Source organism: Pseudomonas sp. NPDC087804 (assembly GCF_044742965.1).
GTDB classification, from domain to species: domain Bacteria; phylum Pseudomonadota; class Gammaproteobacteria; order Pseudomonadales; family Pseudomonadaceae; genus Aquipseudomonas; species Aquipseudomonas rustica.
This window is the reverse complement of the sequence record NZ_JBIUVN010000002.1, coordinates 220,765-241,769: the sequence shown is the minus strand read 5'-3', so window position 1 is coordinate 241,769 and position 21,005 is coordinate 220,765. Positions and strand designations below refer to the sequence as shown.

The window sequence follows — 21,005 nt, the reverse complement described above, 5'->3', positions numbered from 1 at the left end:
GGCAGCTCCTACACGGGGGGCGGCGGATGCTCAATTACCGACAACTGCATTACTTCTGGGTCGTGGCCAAGACCGGCAGCATCGTGCGTGCGTGCGAGCAGCTGAACCTGACGCCACAGACCATCAGCGGGCAGATTTCCCTGCTCGAACAAACCTACGGCATAGAGTTGTTTCGGCGCGTGGGTCGTCAACTGGAGTTGACCGAAGCCGGGCGTCAGGCCCTGCCCTACGCCGAGCAAATGTTTCAACTCGGCGGCGAACTGGAGCTGATGCTGCGCGCGCAGCCCAACGAACAGCAGATTCTGTTCCGCGTTGGCGTGGCGGACGTGGTGCCGAAATCCATCGTTTATCGCCTGATCGCACCGACCATGGAGCTCAGCGAACCGCTGCGCATCACCTGCCGAGAGGACAAACTCGAACGTTTGCTCGCCGACCTGGCGATCCAGCGTCTGGATCTGGTGATTTCCGACAGCCCGATGCCCTCGCACCTCGACATCAAGGGCTACAGCCAGAAGCTGGGGGAATGCGGGATCAGTTTCTTCGCCACCGCCGAACTGGCGGCGAAGTACGGTCAGGATTTCCCACGCAGCCTGCACGGTGCGCCGCTATTGATTCCCGGCGCCGAAACCGTGGTGCGCAGCCGTTTGCAACGCTGGTTTGCCGAGCAGCAGATTCAGCCGCAAATCGTTGGGGAGTTTGATGACAGTGCCTTGATGCAGGCCTTCGGCCAATCCGGCAGCGGGATTTTTATTGGCCCGAGCGTGATTGCCGATGAAGTGAAGCGCCAATACGGCGTCGAGTTGATTGGCCAGACCGACGCGGTGACCGAGTCGTTCTACGCCATTTCGGTGGAGCGCAAGGTCAAGCACCCCGGCATCGTTGCGATTACCGAAGGTGCCCGACGCGAGCTGTTTACCGCGTTATGACGCTTCGGCGCAGACTTCGCGCGGCTTCAGCGTCATCAACACCATGGCCAGAAACACCGACAACAAAATGAAACCGGCGGCGGCAAAACCGAGAAAGCCCAGACCTGCACCGTCGATAACCCGGCCACCGACCATGGCGCCCAGGCCAATCCCCAGATTGGCCCCGGCAATATTCAACGAGGCAGCAAAGGCTGGTGCTTCTGGTGCGGCTTTCATCAGGCGCACATGGCTGACCAGGAACAACGCTGCCTGGGTAATACCCCAAATACCCATCGCCACCGCCAGGCCCACTGGCGAATGAATGTTCGGCACCAGCGAGACCATGCCGGCAATCATGAATGCGCAGAACAACACCGACGCGCCCAGCGGGTGCTTATCCACTGCGCGACCGCCCAGCGAGTTGCCAATCAGCCCGACCGCACCAAAGCCCATCAAGCACCAACCGACCACAGTGCCGTTGAAACCGGCGAGGCGCTCAAGGATGTCGGCCAGATAGGTGTAAGCGGTAAACATACCGCTGAACACCAGAATCGACAGGGCGATATGGCCGATCATCAGCGGGCTGCGCAGGATCTTGAATTGCGACGCGAAGCTGACCTGATGCTGGTGCAGGCTGGTTTTCGGCAGGTACACAAACAGCAGCAAAGCCTTGGCAAACGCGATCACCGCGAGAATGCCGAAGGCACTGCGCCAGCCGAACGCATCGGAAATCAGCGTGCCGACCGGAATGCCGAATACCGTGGCGCAGACGATGCCGAAACCGATCTTGGCAATCGCGCGACCGGCGAAATCCGGGCCGACGATGTCCACCGCAGTCTCACTGGCCAAAGCCCAGAACACCGGCAAGCCAAGGGCCGGGATCAATCGGGCAAACGCCATCACCCAGATATTCGGCGCCAATGCTGCAACCGTGTTGGCGATGCCGAACATGATCAGGATGCTGATGAACAACTTGCGCCGTTCAAATCGAGCGAAATACGCGGTGAGGAATGGCCCGAACAGCGCCACCGTGAAGGCGAACAACGTCACCAGCAGCCCGGCCTGCGGAATGCTGACCTCAAGGTCGCGAGCGATCGCCGGCAGCAAGCCGACGATGACGAATTCCGTGGTCAGCACCGTAAAACCGGCGGCGGACAACAGAAGGATGGGTAACAGCATGGGTAACTCCAGCAAAACGACGACACCAGCGTTGACCCGAGGGCCCGCTGGCAGAACTTTAAAATTAGGATGCGCAATCTTAACAGAGTGTGTCCGCAGTGACTTGCACAAACCTGCCGACTTTGCCCGCCAATCGGGTGGCAGATCGTCACACGCCTGAAGGATAACGCCTACGCTGTGATAAAGTCCGCGCCCTGAAAAACGTACACCCCTGATCAACCGCCCGTTTAACGGCGTTGATATCGCCTCACCCTTTCGGTTCGTGAAGCTGGTCTGCCCCCGAATTTGCCAGCGCGTTCACTCAACCTTGCGCCTATAAAAAATCAGAGATGCCGTTATGACTGCTTCCTCCCCTTCTCTATTGCAACGCCTGAAGAACCTGAGCCTCGTCGCGCAGATCCTCATCGGCCTGATCGCCGGTATCGCTTTGGCGCTGTTCGCCCCGGAAGTCGCGAAAGACACAGCGTTCATCGGCAAAGTGTTTGTCTCGGCGTTGAAAGCCGTCGCACCGATTCTGGTGTTCGTGCTGGTGATGGCCTCGATCGCCAACCACAAGCACGGTCAGGAAACCCATATTCGCCCGATTCTGTTCCTGTACTTGCTGGGTACCTTCGCCGCCGCCGTAGTGGCCGTGGTCGCGAGCATGGCGTTTCCATCGCATCTGGTGCTGTCCACCGAAAACGTTGCGGTGACGGCGCCGGGCGGTATTGGTGAAGTGTTGCAGAGCCTGCTGCTGAGCGTGGTGGAAAACCCGGTGAAGGCGCTGATCGAAGCCAACTTCATCGGTATTCTGGCCTGGGCGATCGGCATGGGCGTGGCGATTCGGCATGCTGGCGACACCACTCGTGAAGTGCTCGGTGATTTGTCCAACGGCGTGACCTTGATCGTGCGCGTGGTGATTCGCTTCGCACCGCTGGGTATTTTCGGTCTGGTGGCGTCGACGCTGGCGACCTCGGGTTTCGGCGCGCTGATCGGTTATGCGCACCTGCTGGCCGTGCTGCTCGGTTGCATGCTGTTTGTGGCGCTGGTGATGAACCCGCTGATCGTGTTCTGGAAACTGCGTCGCAACCCGTACCCGCTGACCCTGATGTGCCTGCGCGAAAGCGGTATTACCGCGTTCTTCATCCGCAGCTCGGCGGCGAACATTCCGGTCAACCTGGAATTGAGCAAGCGTCTGGGCCTGCATGAAGACACGTATTCGGTGTCGATCCCGCTCGGCGCGACCATCAACATGGCCGGCGCGGCGATCACCATTACCGTGCTGACGCTGGCGGCGGTGCACACACTGGGCATTGCCGTGGACATTCCGACGGCGATTCTGCTGAGCGTGGTCGCGGCGATTTGTGCGTGCGGCGCTTCGGGTGTGGCGGGTGGTTCGCTGCTGTTGATTCCGCTGGCGTGCAGCCTGTTTGGGATTCCGAGCGAGATTGCCATGCAGGTGGTGGCGGTCGGTTTCATTATTGGCGTGTTGCAGGATTCGGCGGAGACGGCGTTGAATTCTTCGACGGACGTGCTGTTTACCGCAGCGGCTTGCCTGGGTGAAGAAGAGAAAGCCCAACGCACCGCATGACCCCTGTAGGAGTGAGCCTGCTCGCGATGGCGTTGTGTCAGTAACATCATCGTTAAATGACACAACGCCATCGCGAGCAGGCTCACTCCTACAAAAAACAAAAAGCCCGCCATGGTGTGAACCTTGGCGGGCTTTTTTGTGGCGGAGATCTTTTCCCCCTCAACCCCAACCCTCTCCCCCAAGGGGGCGAGGGGAAAGGGAGCTGATCTGTGTGCTGTTCAAAACGAGTGTTCGACTTGATATTTCAGGTCGGTGCAGCTCGAACAAACAACTCCGTCAGTCCCCTCTCCCTCCAGCAGCGGGTTAGGGTGAGGGGCTTCTGGCCGCTTAGAACGCGCCCATGTAATCGCGCTTGCCCACTTCCACACCGTTATGACGCAGCAGCGCATACGTGGTGGTGACGTGGAAGAAGAACTGCGGCAGGCCGTAAGTCAGCAAGTACGACTGACCGCTGAAGCGCTTCTCTTTCGGCGTGCCCGGACGGGTCACAATTTCAATGCCTTCCTTGCCATCGATCTGCTCTGGCTTGATCTCGCCGATGAAGGCCAAGACCTTGGCGATCAGCGCTTGCAGCTCGGCGAAGGAGGTTTCAGTGTCGTCGTACTTCGGCAGTTCGACTTCAGCCAGACGCGCGGAAACGCCTTTGGCGAAATCGACGGCGATCTGTACCTGACGGGTCAGCGGGAACATGTCCGGGAACAGACGCGCTTGCAGGAACGCGTTCGGGTCGATGTTTTTCTCGGTGGCGTGGGCTTCAGCCTTTTTCAGCACATCGCTCAGGGCGTTGAGCATTTGTTGAAAAACCGGGACGGATGCGGCGTACAGGGAAATGGTCATGGCAGTCTCGTGTGGTGGCTGGGTGGAACAAGGAGGCGATTATAGCCATGCTTTGATGACCGCACGGCTTGCCTTTTGTTTGGCAAGGATTAGGCTAGGCGGCTTCGACTGCAGAGGGAACGCGCGATGACCACAGAACCAGAATCCACCTTCGACGAGCCACGGCTCAACGCCACGGAAATCCGCATCCTCGGCTCGTTGATCGAGAAACAGGCGACCAGCCCGGAAACCTATCCGCTGACCCTCAACGCATTGGTCACGGCGTGTAACCAGAAAACCAGCCGCGAACCGGTGATGAACCTGACCCAGGGCCAGGTCGGACAGAGCCTGCGCGCCCTCGAAGGTCGCGGTTTCGCCAAACTGGTCATGGGCAGCCGCGCCGACCGCTGGGAGCACAAGGTCGACAAGGCGCTGGAACTGGTGCCGGCGCAGGTGATTCTCAGTGGTTTGATGTTTCTGCGCGGCCCGCAAACCGTCAACGAACTGCTGACCCGCAGCGGCCGCATGCACGATTTCGAAGATGCCGAGCAGGTGGTGCATCAACTTGAGCGCCTGATCGCGCGCGGGTTGGCGGTGTTGATTCCACGTCAGGCCGGGCAGCGCGAGGATCGCTATACCCATGCGCTGGGCGATCCGGGGGATATCGAGGCGATTCTGGCGGCGCGCAGTAATCCGCAGGAACGTGGTGCGAGTGGCGGTGTTTCGCTTGAGCGTATCGAAGAGCTGGAAGCACGCATTGCCGCGCTGGAAGAGCGCCTGGCGCGCCTCGAATAACCAACATAAACCCCTTGTAGGAGTGAGCCTGCTCGCGATAGCGGTGTGTCAGTCACATTATCTTTGAATGACACACCGCTATCGCGAGCAGGCTCACTCCTACAGGGTTGTGCGTCAATTCAGGATCTGTGGGCTATTCGCCGTCCCAGTAATCCACGCCATCCGCCTGTCGCGCCACGGCGACGAAACCTGAGGCATTGCCCTCGGCATCGACCGTGAAGTTATCCATCACCGCGTATTTATTCGAATCCGGATACTCACAGATCTCCGGCTGTTGCTGGGTGCTCACCGCCAGATAACGCAATTCAGCCTGACTGGTATTGATGATCTGATGCGCCTTCTCCGGTCCACCCGGTGGACAGGCAATCACATCACCCTCGCGAATCGGAAAGCGTTCGGCACCAAGACGCACCTCGCCCTCCCCGGCCACCACGTAGAACATTTCCTCGTTGACCCGATGGCTGTGAAACGGACTGCCGCGCATGCCGGGTGGCAAGGCGTAGAGGCGATAGCCGAGTTTCTGTGAGCCAAGCTGCTGACCGACCCGCGCCATGCGTTGCTGATAGCGGCCCGCGGTTTCGCCTTCAGGGGCGAGGGCTTCGGGTAAGGGCTCGAGTTCGACCTGATGCAGGTTGAGGATGGGCGGATGCATGGGGGCCTCGGTCATGGTTTTTATTGGGGGCAAGTCTGTGCTTGCTGGATGAGCAGTATAGGCAAAAGTCTGATCTGGAACCGTGTCGCGGCCATCGCGAGCAGGCTCACTCCTACAATTGGAATGCGTTCCCCTGTAGGAGTGAGCCTGCTCGCGATGAGGCCGGTGAGGCCGCTACAAAACCGTGCAATCAGCTACGCGCAAACGCCACCGCCGCCGCAAACTGCTCCTCATTCGGCCGCACCCCGGTGTACAGCACAAACTGCTCCAGCGCCTGAATCGCGATCACTTCCAGCCCGGTAATCACCCGCTTACCCTCCGCGCGGCCACGCACGATCAACGGCGTCTCCGACGGAATCGCCACCACATCAAACACCGTCTGCGCCGCTTTGATCACCTCAGGCTCAAACGCCAGTTGCCCCGCCTCCGGCCCGCCGTCCATGCCCACCGGCGTCACGTTGATCAGCATCTGAGGCCGTTCATCGCCCAATTCTGCCTGCCAGCGATAACCGAGCGAGTCCGCCAGCGCACGTCCGGCGCGTTCATTGCGGGCCACGATCAGACCGTTTTTGTATCCGCCATCGCGCAAGGCACTGGCCACCGCTTTGGCCATGCCACCGCTGCCGCGCAGGGCAAACGTCGATTCTTTCGGCACGGCGTGGGTTTCCAGCAATTGCGCCACGGCGATGTAATCGGTGTTGTAAGCCTTGAGATGCCCGGCCGTGTTGACGATGGTGTTGATCGACTGGATCGCCGCCGCCGACGCATCCAGCTCATCGACCAGCGCAATGCAGGCTTCCTTGAACGGCATTGACACGCCGCAACCACGAATGCCCAACGCACGAATGCCGCCGACAGCGCCGGTCAGATCCTGGCTGCTGAACGCCTTGTAATAGAAATTCAGGCCTAACTGCTCATACAAGTGGTTGTGAAACCGCAGACCGAAGTTGCCGGGGCGCCCGGACAGGGACATGCACAATTGGGTGTCTTTGTTCGGGTTCATCTGCATGAAACTTCTCCTTCTAAACGCACTTTCGGATGGACGGGATTAGCCATTCCATCGGGTCTGTTCGATCATATCGACGTGTCTGCACAGGCTTCGCCACAAGGGTCGAATGCCCGGTAAAGAAACCGTTACAGACCTTACACAAAATTTACCTGGCGGCTGTGCTGAATTTCAGAATTTCGCTGTCTTAGAAGTATCCCCGTGACGTTCATGAGCCTATTGCAGGCCTGGACGACGGGTTGAAGAACCGAGGAATTATCATGATTCGTAAACTCCCCATAGTGGCCCTGTTGATCGGTGCTTTTGCTGTTACGGGGCAAGCGCAAGCCCACGGTGGCAATTACTGGCAAGGCCCGGCGGTGTTTGGCGCAATCGTTGGCTCGGCCATCATTGGCTCGGCGCTTATCAACCAGAACCGTCCGGTGTACGTGCAGCAAGCGCCGGTGTATGCCGCACCGCCTCCGGTGTATGTGCAACAACCGCCGCCACCGGTCTACTACCAACCGGCGCCGGTTTATGTGCAACAACCGGTTTACGTGCCGGCCCCGGTGTATTACGGGCCACCACGCGGCTATTACGGTCGTCCGTATCCTCCGCATTACGGTCGCTGGTAAACCAGAGCCCCGCTATTGAAGCGGGGCTTTTTTTTGACCGTTTGTCGGCCATCGTCTGAAAAAATCTCGCCAAGGTCGCTGTGAGGACAGTTTCAAAGGCTAAAGTCGTCATGATCAATCAGGAATCGTTGAAGCTGAACACACAACGGTCATCTTTTTGTCATGACGGAACCGCAAGCTGAATCCGTCCGTAAACAACAGGTTGATAAAAACAAGGACGAGCCATGCCAACACAGAACCCCCACCGCATTGTCGGTTTATGCACCTCGGGCAAGGTGTACAACACCCTCACCGAACTCAAGCACCTGGAAGGTCACCGCTGCGCCAAGTTTCTCTCGTTACTGGCAGAGAATCTGGTGCACAAGGGCCTGCTCAACGAGCGCGAAGTCATGCACATGCTCGATCAAGTGGTGGACTGACGCCAAACCTCATTGGCGTCAATGACCACTATCGAAAACGTTGATTGTCCGTTAAACCATCGAGTCCCTAAGGTAGCTCCATAGATCACTGGAGGTACTTGTCATGGCTCAGGTTCAAATCATGTCCGTTATCGGCAGCGCCGTTCCCGCCTCGCTCAGAGCGTCGGGTTTGCTCGCCTGCTGGTACCTGATGCGCAACGGCGAACCGATCAGCGGCCCGCTCGCTTCATTGCCAGCCGCTCAGGCGCAGGCTGAGAAACTCGCCAGCGCGCCGTTCCACGCTTAAGGCAGCTGAACTTTCGGCTTGGTCTCAATGAACAGCGCCCAGCTCGACATGAACAGCGCAGCGATCAACGGACCGATCACGAAACCATTGAGGCCAAACACGGCCAGACCGCCCAGGGTCGAGATCAGAATCATGTAATCGGGCATGCGTGTGTCCTTGCCGACCAGAATCGGTCGCAACACGTTATCCACCAGACCGATCACAAACACCCCGAACAACCCCAGCACCACGCCTTGCCAGATCATCCCGCTGAGCAGGAAGTACACCGCCACTGGCGCCCAGACAATCCCCGCGCCCACCGCCGGCAACAGCGACAGAAACGCCATCAACACCGCCCACAGCAACGCGCTGGGGATATCGAGAAACCAGAAAATCGCCCCGCCCAACGCGCCCTGCGTGATCGCCACGACCAGGTTGCCCTTTACCGTCGCCCGCACCACGCGGTTGAATTTCAGCTGCAAGCGACGTTTGTGGTTTTCCTCCAGCGGCACGGCGATGCGCACTTTGCGCACCAGTTCGGCACCGTCACGCAGGAAAAAGAACAGCAGATACAGCATGATGAAAAAACTCACCACAAACTCGAACGTACCCTGGCCAAAACTGAACGCCTGACTGGCCAGCACCTGGCTGCCCTGCATCGCCGCTTTGACGATTTTCTCGCGCAAACCGTTGAGCTCGCCCATGCCGAAGCGATCGAGCAAATGCTGAAAGTACGGCGGCAGACTGTGTTTGAACTGCGCCAGATACGCGGCGATGTCCAACTCGCCACTTTCGATGTTTTTGTAGACCGTCGCGCCTTCCTGTACCAGCAACACGCTGAGAATGATCACCGGCAAAATTGCGATCACCAGACAGATACTCAGCGTACACAGCGACGTGAAGTTGCGCTGCCAGCCGAATTTTGCCTGTATGCGGCGCTGCATCGGCGCAAACAGAATCCCGAGAATCACCGCCCAGAACACCGCGCCGTAAAACGGCAACAGAATCCAGATAAAGGCCACGGTGACCAACAGCAGCAGCACTGTCAGCGATTTGAATTGAAGACTTTTTGCGTTCATGTCCGATCCATGTCAGTCAGGCGCCATGCACGCCCCGATGCTTAGTCAGCCGGCGCGCGCGCGAGTGCCATCTTTATTTATTGAGCATAGTTGCGGATTGCGCCTGAGTGCCGGCCGCGCAAACGTAGACGCAGATCAATAACCCGCACCGACGTCTGCACTAACCTGCCGGGCTTTTGCGACCGACTCCACCATGACGCCTACCCTGCCCCTCGCCGCGCCCGAGCTGCTGGCTCCCGCTGGCACCCTGAAAAACATGCGTTACGCCTTCGCCTACGGTGCCGATGCGGTCTACGCCGGTCAGCCGCGTTACAGCCTGCGGGTGCGCAACAACGAATTCGATCACGCCAATCTGGCGCTGGGCATTCAAGAGGCGCAGGCGCAGGGCAAGCGCTTCTACGTGGTGGTCAACATCGCGCCGCACAACGCCAAACTGAAAACCTTCCTCAAGGATCTGGCGCCGGTGATCGAGATGGCGCCGGATGCGCTGATCATGTCCGACCCGGGGCTGATCATGTTGGTGCGTCGGCACTTCCCGCAGATGCCGATTCACCTGTCGGTGCAGGCCAACACGGTGAACTGGGCGAGTGTCGAGTTCTGGCAACAGCAGGGGGTGAGCCGGATCATTCTGTCGCGAGAATTGTCGCTGGAAGAGATCGGCGAGATTCGCCAGCAAGTGCCGGGCATGGAGCTGGAAGTGTTCGTCCACGGCGCGTTGTGCATGGCTTATTCCGGGCGCTGTCTGTTGTCGGGCTATATGAATAAGCGCGACGCCAATCAGGGTTCCTGCACCAACGCCTGCCGCTGGAAATACTCGGCGCAGCAAGCCACGGAAAATCAGCTCGGCGAGATCGTGCAGACCTTTGAGCCCGAGCCCACCCTCGGTATGGGCACGCCTACCGATCAGGTATTTCTGTTGCAGGAGGCCAATCGCCCGGATGAATTGATGCCGGCGTTCGAGGACGAGCACGGCACGTACATCATGAACGCCAAGGATCTGCGCGCGGTGCAGCATGTCGAACGGCTGACACGCATGGGCGTGCATTCGCTGAAAATCGAGGGTCGGACGAAATCGCACTTCTATTGCGCGCGCACCACTCAGGTGTATCGCCGGGCAATTGATGATGCGGTGGCCGGGCGCGAGTTCGATCGCAGTTTGATGACGGATCTGGAGTCACTGGCCCAGCGCGGTTACACCGAAGGTTTTCTGCGCCGGCATGTGCATGACGAGTATCAGAATTATCTGCACGGCAGCTCGGTGTCGGAGCGCCAGCAGTTTGTCGGTGAACTGACCGGGGAGCGGCGTGATCGGCTGGCTGAGGTCAAGGTGAAGAACCGTTTTGCGGTCGGTGATCATCTGGAATTGATGACGCCCAAGGGCAACTTTCACTTTGATCTGCATGAGTTGCACAACGCTCAGGGCGGCGTGATCGAGGTGGCGCCGGGGGATGGGCACACGGTGTATTTGCCGATTCCGGATGCGGTGGATTTGCGCTTTGGCTTGTTGATGCGGGATTTGGCGGTGGCCTGAAAAAGCGACCCTCACCCTAGCCCCCTCCCAGAGGTAGAGGGGACTGATTGGGGGATATTGGGGTGGTACACCGACATGGGATTCCTTTACTGAATCCGAAATTGACTGGTTTTTTTCTGCTTTGCTGAATCCATAATCGACTCGATGCTTCAGGTCGATGTTTGACGCCAGACACCTCGGTCGGCCCCCTCTTCCTCCGGGAGAGGGCTGGGGTGAGGGAAGCCTCTCCTAAGCCGAAAATTCCTCCCGCAACATCGCCACAAACGCCTCTCGCGCCGGATGCACTCCGGCGTTCTCATGCCAGTAAAACAGATTGTCGACGGCCGTCAGCTCGGCAAATTCATAGCCCACACACCCAGCCCCTTTCGCATACTGCTCAAACACGCCTTTAGGCACCAACGCCACCCCCGCCCCCGCACTCACACAGCCGACTATCGCCCCGTAACTCGCCAGGCTGACAATCGGCAACGCCTGCCCCTGCCGCAACAACCAATGCTCCAGCGCCGCCCGATACGGACAACCCTGCGGCCACATGAACACGGTTTTGTCCTGCAAATCCTCAATCCCGCGCACTGGCCCGAACGAGGTTGAAGCAATCAACAGCAACTCTTCGCGATACATCGGTGTGCGCTTGAGTTGCGAGCGCTCGACATCCACCGCGACGATCGCGCCATCCAGACGATGACTGACAGTGTCGTCAAGTAACTGCCCCCAAGTCCCCGTAGTCAGTTCCAGCGCCACGCGCGGATAGCGCTTGTGAAACTTCGCCAGCAGGCGTGGCAAGCGGCCGGTGGCCGAAGATTCGATGGCGCCGATGCGCAATGGGCCGGACGGCTCGGCCGCCGGGTCGACGGCGCGTTTGGCTTCCGCCGTCAGCGCCAGAATTTTCTCGGCGTAGGCCAGAAACGTCTGCCCCGCCGCACTGATCCGCAGTCCGCGACCTTCGCGCAAAAACAGCGCGACACCCAATTCCGCCTCCAGCGCCTTGATCCGCGCGGTGATGTTCGAGGGCACGCAAAACAGCTGTTCCGCCGCTCGGGCGATGCTGCCGAGTTCGGCCACGGTCTTGAACATGCGAATCTGCGCCAGCTCCATAATCATCACTCTGAGTGAACATTCAGCGCAGTATAAGTCAGTTGTGGCGAATGATTGAGCGCCCGGATACTCGGCGCATCAAAACCTTTCGGTGCTTCGATCATGCCCACTCCCTGCAAAATCATTCTGGCCATGGCGTTTGTCGTCGGCTGCTGGGCGTATTCGCCCACAGGAATTCACATCGGCCTGCAAGCCTATGAACCCGGGCATCTGGCGTTGCTGCGTTTTCTGCTGGCGTCGGTGTTTATGGCGGTGATTGCCGCGTTCAAAGGCATTCGCCTGCCGAGCCTGGCTGATGTGCCGTTGCTGTTTGCGCTGGGATTTTTTGCTGTGAGCCTGCATCACGTGGCCCTGAACATTGGCCAGCAAAGCGTCAGTGCCGGCGCTTCGAGTGTGTTGGCGCAGTCGAGTCCGTTGTTCAGCACGTTGCTGGCGCGTTTTGTGTTCAAGGATCAGGTCAGTGTTTGGCGTTGGGGCTGCGTGCTGCTCGGGTTTGTCGGCGTGGTGATTGTGGTCAGTGGCGACAAAGGCCTGGGCGATATCGACGCGCATGGGTTGTTGATTTTGTTGGCGGCGGTGTCGTGGAGCCTGTATTTCGCTTTGCAAAAGCATCATGCGCGGCGCTATGACGGCTTTAGTCTGGCGTGCTATGCGGTGTGGTCGGGGACATTGTTGTTGCTGATTTATCTGCCAGGGCTGGGCGATGCCGTGATGAAAGCGCCGCTACGGGTGCAATGGGCGGTGCTGGCATTGGGGGTTTTTCCGAGTGCGCTGGCGTATCTGGCATGGGGGTTCGTGCTCAAGCATGTGGATCTGAGCCGGGCGACGATGACGTTGTATTTGATCCCGCCGACGGCGATGGCGATTGCTTCGGTAGGATTGGGCGAGCGGCCGACGGTGATGGTGCTCGTGGGGTCGGTGGTGGTGTTGATCGGGGTATTGGCGTTGAATCTTGAGCAGCGGGTCGTGATTCGGGTTGCGGGGTTTAATCGATAATCGATGTTGGGGCTGATGCCGCCTTCGCGAGCAAGCTCGGCTCCTACAAGTCAGTGGTGATGCCACTGTTCATTGTGGGAGCAAAGCTTGCTCGCGATGGGGCCGGGACAAACAGCCCATCAGTTAACGTCGATCGTCCGACAACGGCGTTGGCTCATCCGCTGGCGGCACATCGTCGTCGGCAGCCGGATCCTTCCAGTCGTCAGGCCGGTCGCCATCGCTCAGCGGATCGCGCCCTGGTGGCATGCCCATCGGTGAATCATGATCTCCCAATGTCGGCTCATCGGTACCGGGCACCGGTTGGGTTGGATCGGTTGGAAGTACATCACCCTGAAACAGCAGATCGTTAGCCATGACACACCTCACCAAGGAGGCCCGGAAAACCCGGGTCGTACACGTTGGAAACGGTGGCGCACGACGGGTGCTATCGAACAGACCAACGGCGCAAACCATGACCTGTAGGAGCAAAGCTTGCTCGCGAAAGCGTCCTGGCAGACAACATCATGGTTGAATCCGCTGCCGTCTTCGCGAGCAAGCTTTGCTCCTACAAGGAAGCGTTCTGCAGCCATGATTTGAAGGCTTCCATCGCCGCCGTTTCCGGGCGTGATTGCAATCGTGTCAGCCAATAACTGCCGGTGGTGATTTCAATCGCGAACGGCTGGCAGATCGTCTCCGCCGCCAGTTGCCGGGCGAACATCAGCGGTGGCGCCAATGCCACACCACTGCCCTGCAACGCCGCTTCCATCATCGCCAGCGACGAGTCGAACACGATGCTCTGCGGCGGTGCTGCGTGGGTCGCCATGCCCGCCGCGTGAAACCATTCCGGCCATTCATCGGTGCGATAGGAACGCAACAATGTCTGCTGCAACAAATCCGCAGGCGCGTGCAATTGCCGGGCGATTTCCGGCACGCACAACACCGACAGCGGCGCGTCGAGCAAGCGTGTCGCCTCGATGCCATGCCACGCTCCCGCGCCAAACCGGATCGCGTAATCCAGCCCCTCTGCCGCGACATCGACACGGTTGTTGTTAGTGGACAGCCGTAAATCTATAAGCGGATGTTTCGCCCGGAAGTCCGCCAACCTCGGCATCAACCAGCCCACGGCGAACGTGCCGACCGCGCCCACGGTCAGCATTTCGCGATAATGTCCGTCGGCAAGGCGTTCAAGAATTTGCGCGATGTGATCAAACGACGTGCTCAAGACCGGCAACAGCGTTTCGCCCTCGCCGGTCAGCATCAGCCCACGGGGCAGGCGTTTGAACAGGGTTACGTTGAGTTGCGCCTCAAGGCTTTTGACCTGATGGCTGACGGCAGCCTGGGTCACGCACAACTCCACCGCCGCGCGGGTAAAGCTCAGATGGCGCGCCGAAGCTTCGAATGCGCGCAGTGCGTTCAGCGGCAATTGCGGTCGAATCATGCCCAGTCCCAAATTTTTCTAATGGCTCATGCGAGATTTCATCGTTTGTCGATTGGCGCCGGACTGCCTAAATTGGCCGCGCTGATCAGCCGCCCGAACGGGAAATCGTCCGCAGTGTAGCGGGATAGAATAATCAACACTCATGGAGAGTGGTTCACTTATGCGTTCAATCATGCCGAGCAAACTCTTTTCCTACAGCGCTTTTGGACTTTGCTTCGGCGCGGCTGCCTGTTCGGCTGCTGCGCCAACCGATGCACAACTGCAAGCCTTGGTCAGCGCTGCCGTCACGCCGGTGATGCAGCAGCAGAACATTCCAGGCCTGGCCATCGCCCTGACTGTTAATGGCCAACCGCATTACTTTAACTACGGCGTCGCCAACAAGCACAGCGGGCTGAAGGTCAGCGAAAACACCCTGTTTGAAATCGGTTCGGTGAGCAAAACCTTCACCGCAACGCTGGCCGGTTATGCGCAGGCGACGGGCAAACTGGATCTGTCGAGCAAGGCCAGCTCGCTGTGGCCTGAGCTGCACGGCAGCGCATTCGACAACATCAGCGTGCTGCAACTGGGCACTTACAGCGCGGGTGGTCTGCCACTGCAATTTCCCGCTGAAGCCGATTCGGCGGACAAGATGCTCGGCTATTACCAGCAGTGGAAACCGCTGTATTCACCGGGCAGCCATCGCCTGTATTCCAATCCAAGTCTGGGACTGTTTGGTTATCTGACGGCGAAGAACCTCGGTCAGTCGTTTGATCAGGCGATGACCCAAACCCTGCTGCCAGCACTGGGTTTGCAGCACACATTCCTCAGCGTTCCCGAGTCCGAAGCCAACCTCTACGCCCAAGGCTACAACAGCGCAAACCAACCGGTGCGTGTTGGCCCCGGCGCCTTGGACGCTGAAGCCTACGGCATCAAAACCAGCGCCGCCGACCTGCTGCGGTACGTCGAAGCGAACCTGAAACCGGCCAGCCTGAAACAGCCCCTGCAACAAGCCGTCGCCGCCACGCACACCGGTTACTACACCGTCGGTGACATGACCCAGGGTCTGGGTTGGGAGCGTTACGCCTATCCGATCAGTCTGGAAAAACTGCAAAACGGCAATTCGAACCCGATGGCGCTGCAAGCGCACAAAGTGCAATGGCTGACCCCGGCGCAACCCGAGCCGCAGAACGTGCTGTACAACAAAACCGGCGCAACCGGAGGCTTCGGCGCGTACGTGGCGTTCGTGCCATCGAAGGATGTCGGCATTGTGATCCTCGCGAACAAGAACTACCCGAATGCCGAGCGGGTGAAGATTGCGCATACGATCCTGAGTGCAATTACTCGATAAAGGCAGGCACCAAACCTGTGGTACTCCCTTTAGTGACACTGATCCCTAGTGACACTGATCCCTGGTGGCACTAATCCCTAGTGACACTGATCCCTGGTGACACTGATCCCCTGTGAAACTAATCCCTGTGGTGAGGGGATTTATCCCCGATGGGCTGCGCAGCGGCCCCAAAAGAGAACCCTGTTTTTTCTGACTCACCGGGGCGTCCGGTTTTGGGAGTGCTTCGCACTCCATCGGGGATGAATCCCCTCACCACAAAGGCTGGGGTAGCCATTGTCATTCGTGCAGTCCTCTTTTCTTGCATCCCCCCTCAAACCAAGTAGCATCGCGCTCTTTTTTCGCGGTCGCGCCCGCGCCGTGCTCTTCCCGGCGTGCGGGCTATGCTGAAACCGGGCTTGAGGACTGATCGATGAAAGTGCTGCTGGTCGATGATCACGCTGTGGTGCGCATGGCAATCGCGATGATTCTCGCGCGCGAAGGCCATGTGGTGGTGGCTGAGTGCGACAACGGCGTCGATGCCTTGAGCAAGGCGTTCGAGCTGCAACCCGATGCGATTGTGCTGGATCTGGACATTCCGCAACTCGACGGCATGGCGGTGATCGACCGTTTGCGCATCGGCGGCAGTACGGCGCACGTGCTGGTACACACCGGTTTGAAAAGTATGGCCTACGCCACGCAATGCCTGCGCGCCGGGGCGGCGGGTTATCTGTCGAAGGGCGATGATCCGAGGGAGATTCTCACCGCACTTAAAGCCGTGGCCAATGGCGAACGCTGGTTTCCGCCGGGGACGCTGGATTCGGTCAATCACAGTGAATACACCCAGGACGACGCCAAGCGCATCGACACCATCACCCGCCGCGAACTCAAAGTCTTGCACGGTCTGGCGCAGGGTAAGACCAACATGCAGATCGCCAACGACATGCTGCTCAGCAACAAAACCATCAGCACCTACAAGACCCGCCTGATGCAAAAACTCGACACCCACACGCTGCTTGATCTGGTCGAGTTCGCCAAACGCAATCATCTGGTCTGAGCGATGAACCGGTTCAGACAACTGCTCGCTGTTTTCTGCCTCGGCTGGCTGGCACTCAATGCCCAGGCCGACACGCTGAGCCTGCTCAGCCGCGCGACCAGCAATCAGCAAACCCTGCCCCTGAGCAGCACGCAACGGCATTTTTTGACGCAAAAAGCCGTGTTGCGCGCCGGGGTCTATCTGCCGGATCGGCCGCCGCTCGACATCACCGCCGACGGTGGTGAATACCAAGGCCTGTCCGCCGATTACCTCGACATCATCGCTCGCACTCTGGGCCTGCGGGTGCAGATCGAACGGTTCGCCAATCAGGCCGAAGCCCTCGCCGCCCTGCAACGTGGCGACATCGATGTGGTGCCACGCATCAATCATCTGGAAAACCAGTACAGCGAACTGCGCATGAGTGCGGCGTATGCGTACGATCAAGCGGTGCTGGTCAGCCGTTTCGGCACCCACTGGGCGAACAATCAGTTGCCCAAGGACACCACCGTTCTGTTCGATTCGGACTGGATGATTCCGAGTCGCGTCGCCGCGCTGTTTCCCGATCATCCCCGCGAGGCGGTCGAGTCGACACCCTACGGCCTCGGCCTGGTGGCTTATGGCGAAAACAAGGTGCTGCTGACCGATGCGATCTCCGCGCAATACCTGCTCGAACGCAGTTACCAGCAGAGCCTCAAGCAGACTATTCAGCGCGATTCCGAAGGCCTGGGTTTCAGCTTCGCCATGCAGCGCGAAGACGCGCAGTTACTCAATCTGTTCAACAACGTTCTGGCGAAAATCTCCCCGGCGGAACGTGCGCAAATCGCCCGGCGTTGGGGCATCGGTTCCAACCCGAAACTCGGTTACGGCCGTCTGCAACTGACGCCGGTCGAACAGCAGTGGATCAAGGATCATCCGATTGTTGAGGTGCTGGCCAACGACATGTATTCGCCGTTCAGCTTCTTCGATACCGAAGGCGAAATGCGCGGCATGTCCGCCGATTTGCTCGAGCTGATCAACGACCGCACGGGCCTCGCGTTTCAGCCAAAGAAAATCACCTCGATGGACGCCATGACCCGTCGTGCGCAACGCGATCCACCCAGCCTGATCGCGGCGCTGACTTACAGCGAGCGCCGGCACAAGGATCTGAAGTTCTCCCGCGCCTACGTGGTCAATCCGTTTGTACTGGTTACACGGGTCAAGCCCAACCGTGAGGGCATGAGCGGGCTGAAAGGCCGGCCGGTGGCAATCATCAAGGGCTCGGAAGCCGCGCATTGGCTGGCGCGGGAATGGCCGGAGTTGCGCGCAGTCGAAGTCGATACGTCGATCGAGACTTACGAACTGCTCGCCGAGGGCCAGGTCGAGGGTGTGATTCAGCCGCAGATGGGCGCGGCTTATCTGATTGATCGCTACTTTCGTGGACGCCTGCAAATCGACTCGGTGCTCGGCACACAACCGGCGTTGATCACCTTCGCCACCGGCAAACACAACGCCACGCTGATTTCGATCCTCGACAAAGCCATGCTCGACATCGCCCCCGGCGAGTTCAGCGATTTGGCCAATCGCTGGCAAAACCCGCAAAACGGCGAGGACGGCTGGAGCACATACAAGCGCTGGATTCTGCGTGCGGCGATGGTGCTGGTGGCCGTTTTGCTCGGTTTTATCGCATGGAACCTCGGCCTGCGCCGGCAAATCGCCGAGCGTCTCAAAGCGCAAAAAGCCTTGAGCGATCAGTTGCTGTTTATGAAGGCGTTGGTTGATGGCACGCCGCACCCGATTTACGTGCGCGACCGCAAAGGCCTGCTGCTCACTTGCAACCGCGCTTATTTGCAGGTGATGGGCGTGGAGCTTGAGCAGGTGCTGCACAAAGGCCTGATCGAGGCCAACGTGCTGCCGCTGGATAACGCCCACAACTACAAACGCATCCACCGCGCCACCCTGGAAAGCGGCGAGCCGTCGTTCGACAATTTCCCGCTCTCGGTCAAGGGCAACACCTTCCACATCTACCACTGGGCCCTGCCCTACCGCGACTCCGACGGCAAAATGACCGGCGTGATCGGCGGCTGGATCGACCTGACCGAACAACAGCATCTGCAACACGCCTTGCTCGCCGCCAAACATCAAGCCGAAGCGGCGAATCGGGGCAAGAGCCATTTTCTGGCGGTGATGAGCCACGAGATCCGCACGCCGATGAGCGCGCTGATCGGCGTGCTCGAACTGTTGCGCAATCGACATCCCGAACGCACCGGCGACGGCGAGTTGATCGACATCGCGCAGAAGTCGGCCGGCGGCATGATGGAACTGATCGGCGAGATTCTCGACCTGACCAAACTTGAAGCCGGCCAGTTCGAATTGCGCAGCAGCCGCTGCTATCCCGAGCGTCTGGCGCGCACCGTGGTGCAGGCGTTCGCCAGCCTCGCGCAACAGAAAAACATCGACCTGACCTTGATCACCGATGATGCTGATCAAGCGGTGGAACTGGATTCGCTGCGCTTTCGGCAGATTCTCTCCAACCTGTTGAGCAACGCAATCAAGTTCACCGCCCAAGGCACGGTCAGCGTTGAGCTGAGCCTGCTGACTCACGGCGATCTGGTGCAATTGCGCCTGGCGGTGCGCGACAGTGGCATCGGCATGGACGAGCCACAGCGCCAGCGCCTGTTTCAGCCGTACACCCAATTCGCTGACGGCCAGAGCGAAACACAGATTGGCACCGGGCTGGGGTTGTCGATCTGTCAGCAATTGACCGAGTTGATGGGTGGGCAACTGACTTGCGAAAGCGAGCCGGGGCTCGGCTCGTGCTTTACCCTCAACCTGAGCACCCGATTGCACACCGAGACACAAACCCTGCCGACGATGGCGGCTGAAGATCTGCCACCGCTGCCGTCGCGGCATGTGCTGATTGTCGAGGATCACGAATTCAATCGGGTGGTGCTGCAGCGGCAACTGGAATCGCTGGGGATGCGCGTGGCCTGCGCCGAAAACGGTCTCGAAGGGTTGCGCCTGTGGAGCGAAGAATCCTTCGATTATCTGATTACCGACTGCAATATGCCGCTGCTCAATGGCGACAAAATGACCCGCCAATTGCGCGCCATCGAAGCCGCCGAGGGGCGCACGCCGACCCATGTACTGGGGCTGACCGCCAATGCGCAGCCTGAGGAAACCCGCCGCTGTCTCGACGCGGGCATGAACGCCTGCCTGTTCAAACCGCTGACACGCAGTGCGCTGGAGCGTTATCTGCGTGAATCGGAGCGTGAACGTCAGGCCAGTGCGGCGTGTTTTAATCCGTCCAAGGTCAGCGACATTACCGCTGGCGATCCGGGGCTGACCCGGCAATTGCTGGAGACGGTGTTACGCACCAATCAGCAGGATGTCGAGGCGATGGAATTGTTGTTTGAAGCGGGGGATTTTGAAGGCATGGCACGGCGTTGCCACAAGATTCTCGGGAGTGCGCGGATTATTCATGCGACGCCGTTGATTGCGGCGTGTGAGCAACTGGAGGTGGCGTGCAAGTCGAGCACGACTCAGCAGGAGGCGCATCGATTGTATGAAGGTTTTGTGCAAGAGATGAAGCGCTTGCAAACAGCATTGCAAGAACACGCAGCTTAAAACTGTAGGAGTGAGGCTGCTCGCGATAGCGGTGTATCAGTCAACACATGTATCAACTGACATGCCGCTATCGCGAGCAGGCTCACTCCTACAGGGGGATTTGCGTTGACTTCAGTTAGTCATCCGGCATTTCTGGTGGCTTGGTGGGTTTTGCAGGTTTGGTTGGTTTGGTGCCTTTTGCGCCTTTTGCGGCCGGTTCTGCGGCTGCCGGTGTGTTTGCCACGGACGGAGGCGCAATGTCTTTCTCGGTCGCCGGCAAGGCATCAATGGTGTCGAAAATTTTCTTCAAATCCACCGCTTTCGCTTCATCCCCCGACGCCGACAGTTTGGTCTCGCCGTCCTTGCCCACCAGGAACACTTTCGGATACGCGCCAGCACCCAGCTTCAGCGAGCGCAGCAGCGCCATGGTGTCCTGCTGGCCGAGGTCTTTGCCATCGAGCTGGCCGGACATGTTGAGGATCGTGTAAACCTTGATGTTGCGATCGGCGACGCCTTTTTTGTTGGCGGGATCGTCGAGCGACTTTTTCAGGCCGACCCACACGGGGTCAACGGTGCTTTGTGCGATCACGATCAGCGGTCGGGCGCGGCCCATGTCGCCGGCAATCGGCGAATCGTTGTCAGCGGCGAACAGAGGGCCGGCAATTGCCAGCAAGAGTGTCAGGGTCAGTGACCTGATGAGCATGCGCATCTCCTTTTAATATCCACGCTCTAATGATTGCGCATC

At 59.1% G+C, this 21,005-nt stretch carries 20 protein-coding genes; 11 read left to right on the top strand and 9 right to left on the bottom strand.

Annotated elements, in window-relative coordinates:
* Positions 1–26: 26 nt before the first annotated feature.
* The gene (nhaR, locus tag ACIOMO_RS08160; protein ID WP_212545707.1) at positions 27–926 is read left to right on the top strand and encodes a transcriptional activator NhaR; all 900 of its coding nucleotides are present in this window, start codon (positions 27–29) and stop codon (positions 924–926) included.
* Here the strand turns inward: nhaR and ACIOMO_RS08155 are convergent.
* Positions 921–2,084, bottom strand: a complete 1,164-nt coding sequence (locus tag ACIOMO_RS08155) for an MFS transporter (RefSeq protein ID WP_212545706.1) — start codon at positions 2,082–2,084, stop codon at positions 921–923. The two genes, nhaR and ACIOMO_RS08155, sit on opposite strands and share 6 nt — an antisense overlap.
* 337 nt (positions 2,085–2,421) lie before the next feature.
* Between ACIOMO_RS08155 and sstT the strand changes: the two genes are divergently transcribed.
* Positions 2,422–3,654, top strand: a complete 1,233-nt coding sequence (gene sstT / locus ACIOMO_RS08150; protein ID WP_401239798.1) for a serine/threonine transporter SstT — start codon at positions 2,422–2,424, stop codon at positions 3,652–3,654.
* Positions 3,655–3,981: 327 nt separating this feature from the next.
* Here sstT and ACIOMO_RS08145 read toward each other — a convergent pair whose 3' ends face one another.
* Positions 3,982–4,491: a DUF1993 family protein gene (locus ACIOMO_RS08145; protein WP_053121818.1), complete on the bottom strand. Its 510-nt coding sequence runs from the start codon at positions 4,489–4,491 to the stop codon at positions 3,982–3,984.
* A gap of 126 nt (positions 4,492–4,617) precedes the next feature.
* Between ACIOMO_RS08145 and ACIOMO_RS08140 the strand changes: the two genes are divergently transcribed.
* On the top strand, positions 4,618–5,265 hold the full coding sequence (locus ACIOMO_RS08140; RefSeq protein ID WP_401239795.1) for a YceH family protein: 648 nt from the start codon (positions 4,618–4,620) through the stop codon (positions 5,263–5,265).
* 133 nt (positions 5,266–5,398) lie between these two features.
* On the opposite strand, the gene ACIOMO_RS08135 is transcribed toward ACIOMO_RS08140, so the two are convergent.
* Positions 5,399–5,917: a cupin domain-containing protein gene (locus ACIOMO_RS08135; RefSeq protein WP_401239793.1), complete on the bottom strand. Its 519-nt coding sequence runs from the start codon at positions 5,915–5,917 to the stop codon at positions 5,399–5,401.
* A 190-nt stretch (positions 5,918–6,107) separates the two neighbouring features.
* Positions 6,108–6,926, bottom strand: coding sequence for a shikimate 5-dehydrogenase (locus ACIOMO_RS08130; protein WP_053121824.1), 819 nt, complete (start codon positions 6,924–6,926; stop codon positions 6,108–6,110).
* Positions 6,927–7,183: 257 nt separating this feature from the next.
* On the opposite strand from ACIOMO_RS08130, the gene ACIOMO_RS08125 reads away from it, so the two are divergent.
* From ACIOMO_RS08125 to ACIOMO_RS08115, 3 genes are all read left to right on the top strand, one after another.
* A complete protein-coding gene (locus tag ACIOMO_RS08125) occupies positions 7,184–7,537 on the top strand; it encodes a hypothetical protein (protein ID WP_053121826.1) in 354 nt (117 codons plus the stop codon).
* A 224-nt stretch (positions 7,538–7,761) separates the two neighbouring features.
* Positions 7,762–7,956, top strand: a complete 195-nt coding sequence (locus tag ACIOMO_RS08120; RefSeq protein WP_053121828.1) for a hypothetical protein — start codon at positions 7,762–7,764, stop codon at positions 7,954–7,956.
* A gap of 103 nt (positions 7,957–8,059) precedes the next feature.
* Positions 8,060–8,242 (top strand): hypothetical protein, encoded by a 183-nt coding sequence (locus ACIOMO_RS08115; protein ID WP_212545703.1) that lies wholly within the window; start codon positions 8,060–8,062, stop codon positions 8,240–8,242.
* Here ACIOMO_RS08115 and ACIOMO_RS08110 read toward each other — a convergent pair.
* Positions 8,239–9,300: an AI-2E family transporter gene (locus tag ACIOMO_RS08110; RefSeq protein WP_159815807.1), complete on the bottom strand. Its 1,062-nt coding sequence runs from the start codon at positions 9,298–9,300 to the stop codon at positions 8,239–8,241. The two genes, ACIOMO_RS08115 and ACIOMO_RS08110, sit on opposite strands and share 4 nt — an antisense overlap.
* Positions 9,301–9,493: 193 nt before the next feature.
* On the opposite strand from ACIOMO_RS08110, the gene yegQ reads away from it, so the two are divergent.
* Positions 9,494–10,831, top strand: a complete 1,338-nt coding sequence (yegQ, locus tag ACIOMO_RS08105) for a tRNA 5-hydroxyuridine modification protein YegQ (RefSeq protein ID WP_401239786.1) — start codon at positions 9,494–9,496, stop codon at positions 10,829–10,831.
* 228 nt (positions 10,832–11,059) lie between these two features.
* On the opposite strand, the gene ACIOMO_RS08100 is transcribed toward yegQ, so the two are convergent.
* The gene (locus ACIOMO_RS08100) at positions 11,060–11,926 is read right to left on the bottom strand and encodes a LysR family transcriptional regulator (protein WP_401239983.1); all 867 of its coding nucleotides are present in this window, start codon (positions 11,924–11,926) and stop codon (positions 11,060–11,062) included.
* Positions 11,927–12,028: 102 nt separating this feature from the next.
* On the opposite strand from ACIOMO_RS08100, the gene ACIOMO_RS08095 reads away from it, so the two are divergent.
* On the top strand, positions 12,029–12,922 hold the full coding sequence (locus tag ACIOMO_RS08095; protein WP_401239783.1) for a DMT family transporter: 894 nt from the start codon (positions 12,029–12,031) through the stop codon (positions 12,920–12,922).
* Positions 12,923–13,045: 123 nt separating this feature from the next.
* Here the strand turns inward: ACIOMO_RS08095 and ACIOMO_RS08090 are convergent, their stop codons facing one another.
* On the bottom strand, positions 13,046–13,276 hold the full coding sequence (locus tag ACIOMO_RS08090; protein WP_401239781.1) for a hypothetical protein: 231 nt from the start codon (positions 13,274–13,276) through the stop codon (positions 13,046–13,048).
* Positions 13,277–13,466: 190 nt separating this feature from the next.
* Positions 13,467–14,339: a LysR family transcriptional regulator gene (locus tag ACIOMO_RS08085; protein WP_401239779.1), complete on the bottom strand. Its 873-nt coding sequence runs from the start codon at positions 14,337–14,339 to the stop codon at positions 13,467–13,469.
* 172 nt (positions 14,340–14,511) lie between these two features.
* Between ACIOMO_RS08085 and ampC the strand changes: the two genes are divergently transcribed.
* The 3 genes from ampC (at position 14,512) to ACIOMO_RS08070 (ending at position 20,281) form a co-directional block, all read left to right on the top strand.
* Positions 14,512–15,666, top strand: coding sequence for a class C beta-lactamase (gene ampC, locus ACIOMO_RS08080; RefSeq protein WP_401239981.1), 1,155 nt, complete (start codon positions 14,512–14,514; stop codon positions 15,664–15,666).
* Between the two features lie 409 nt (positions 15,667–16,075).
* Positions 16,076–16,699 carry a response regulator transcription factor gene (locus ACIOMO_RS08075; protein ID WP_159815634.1) on the top strand — a complete coding sequence of 208 codons (624 nt, stop codon included), beginning with the start codon at positions 16,076–16,078 and terminating at the stop codon, positions 16,697–16,699.
* A 3-nt stretch (positions 16,700–16,702) separates the two neighbouring features.
* Positions 16,703–20,281 carry an ATP-binding protein gene (locus tag ACIOMO_RS08070; protein WP_401239775.1) on the top strand — a complete coding sequence of 1,193 codons (3,579 nt, stop codon included), beginning with the start codon at positions 16,703–16,705 and terminating at the stop codon, positions 20,279–20,281.
* A gap of 115 nt (positions 20,282–20,396) precedes the next feature.
* On the opposite strand, the gene ACIOMO_RS08065 is transcribed toward ACIOMO_RS08070, so the two are convergent.
* Positions 20,397–20,963 (bottom strand): DUF4174 domain-containing protein, encoded by a 567-nt coding sequence (locus ACIOMO_RS08065; RefSeq protein WP_401239772.1) that lies wholly within the window; start codon positions 20,961–20,963, stop codon positions 20,397–20,399.
* Positions 20,964–21,005 lie beyond the last annotated feature (42 nt).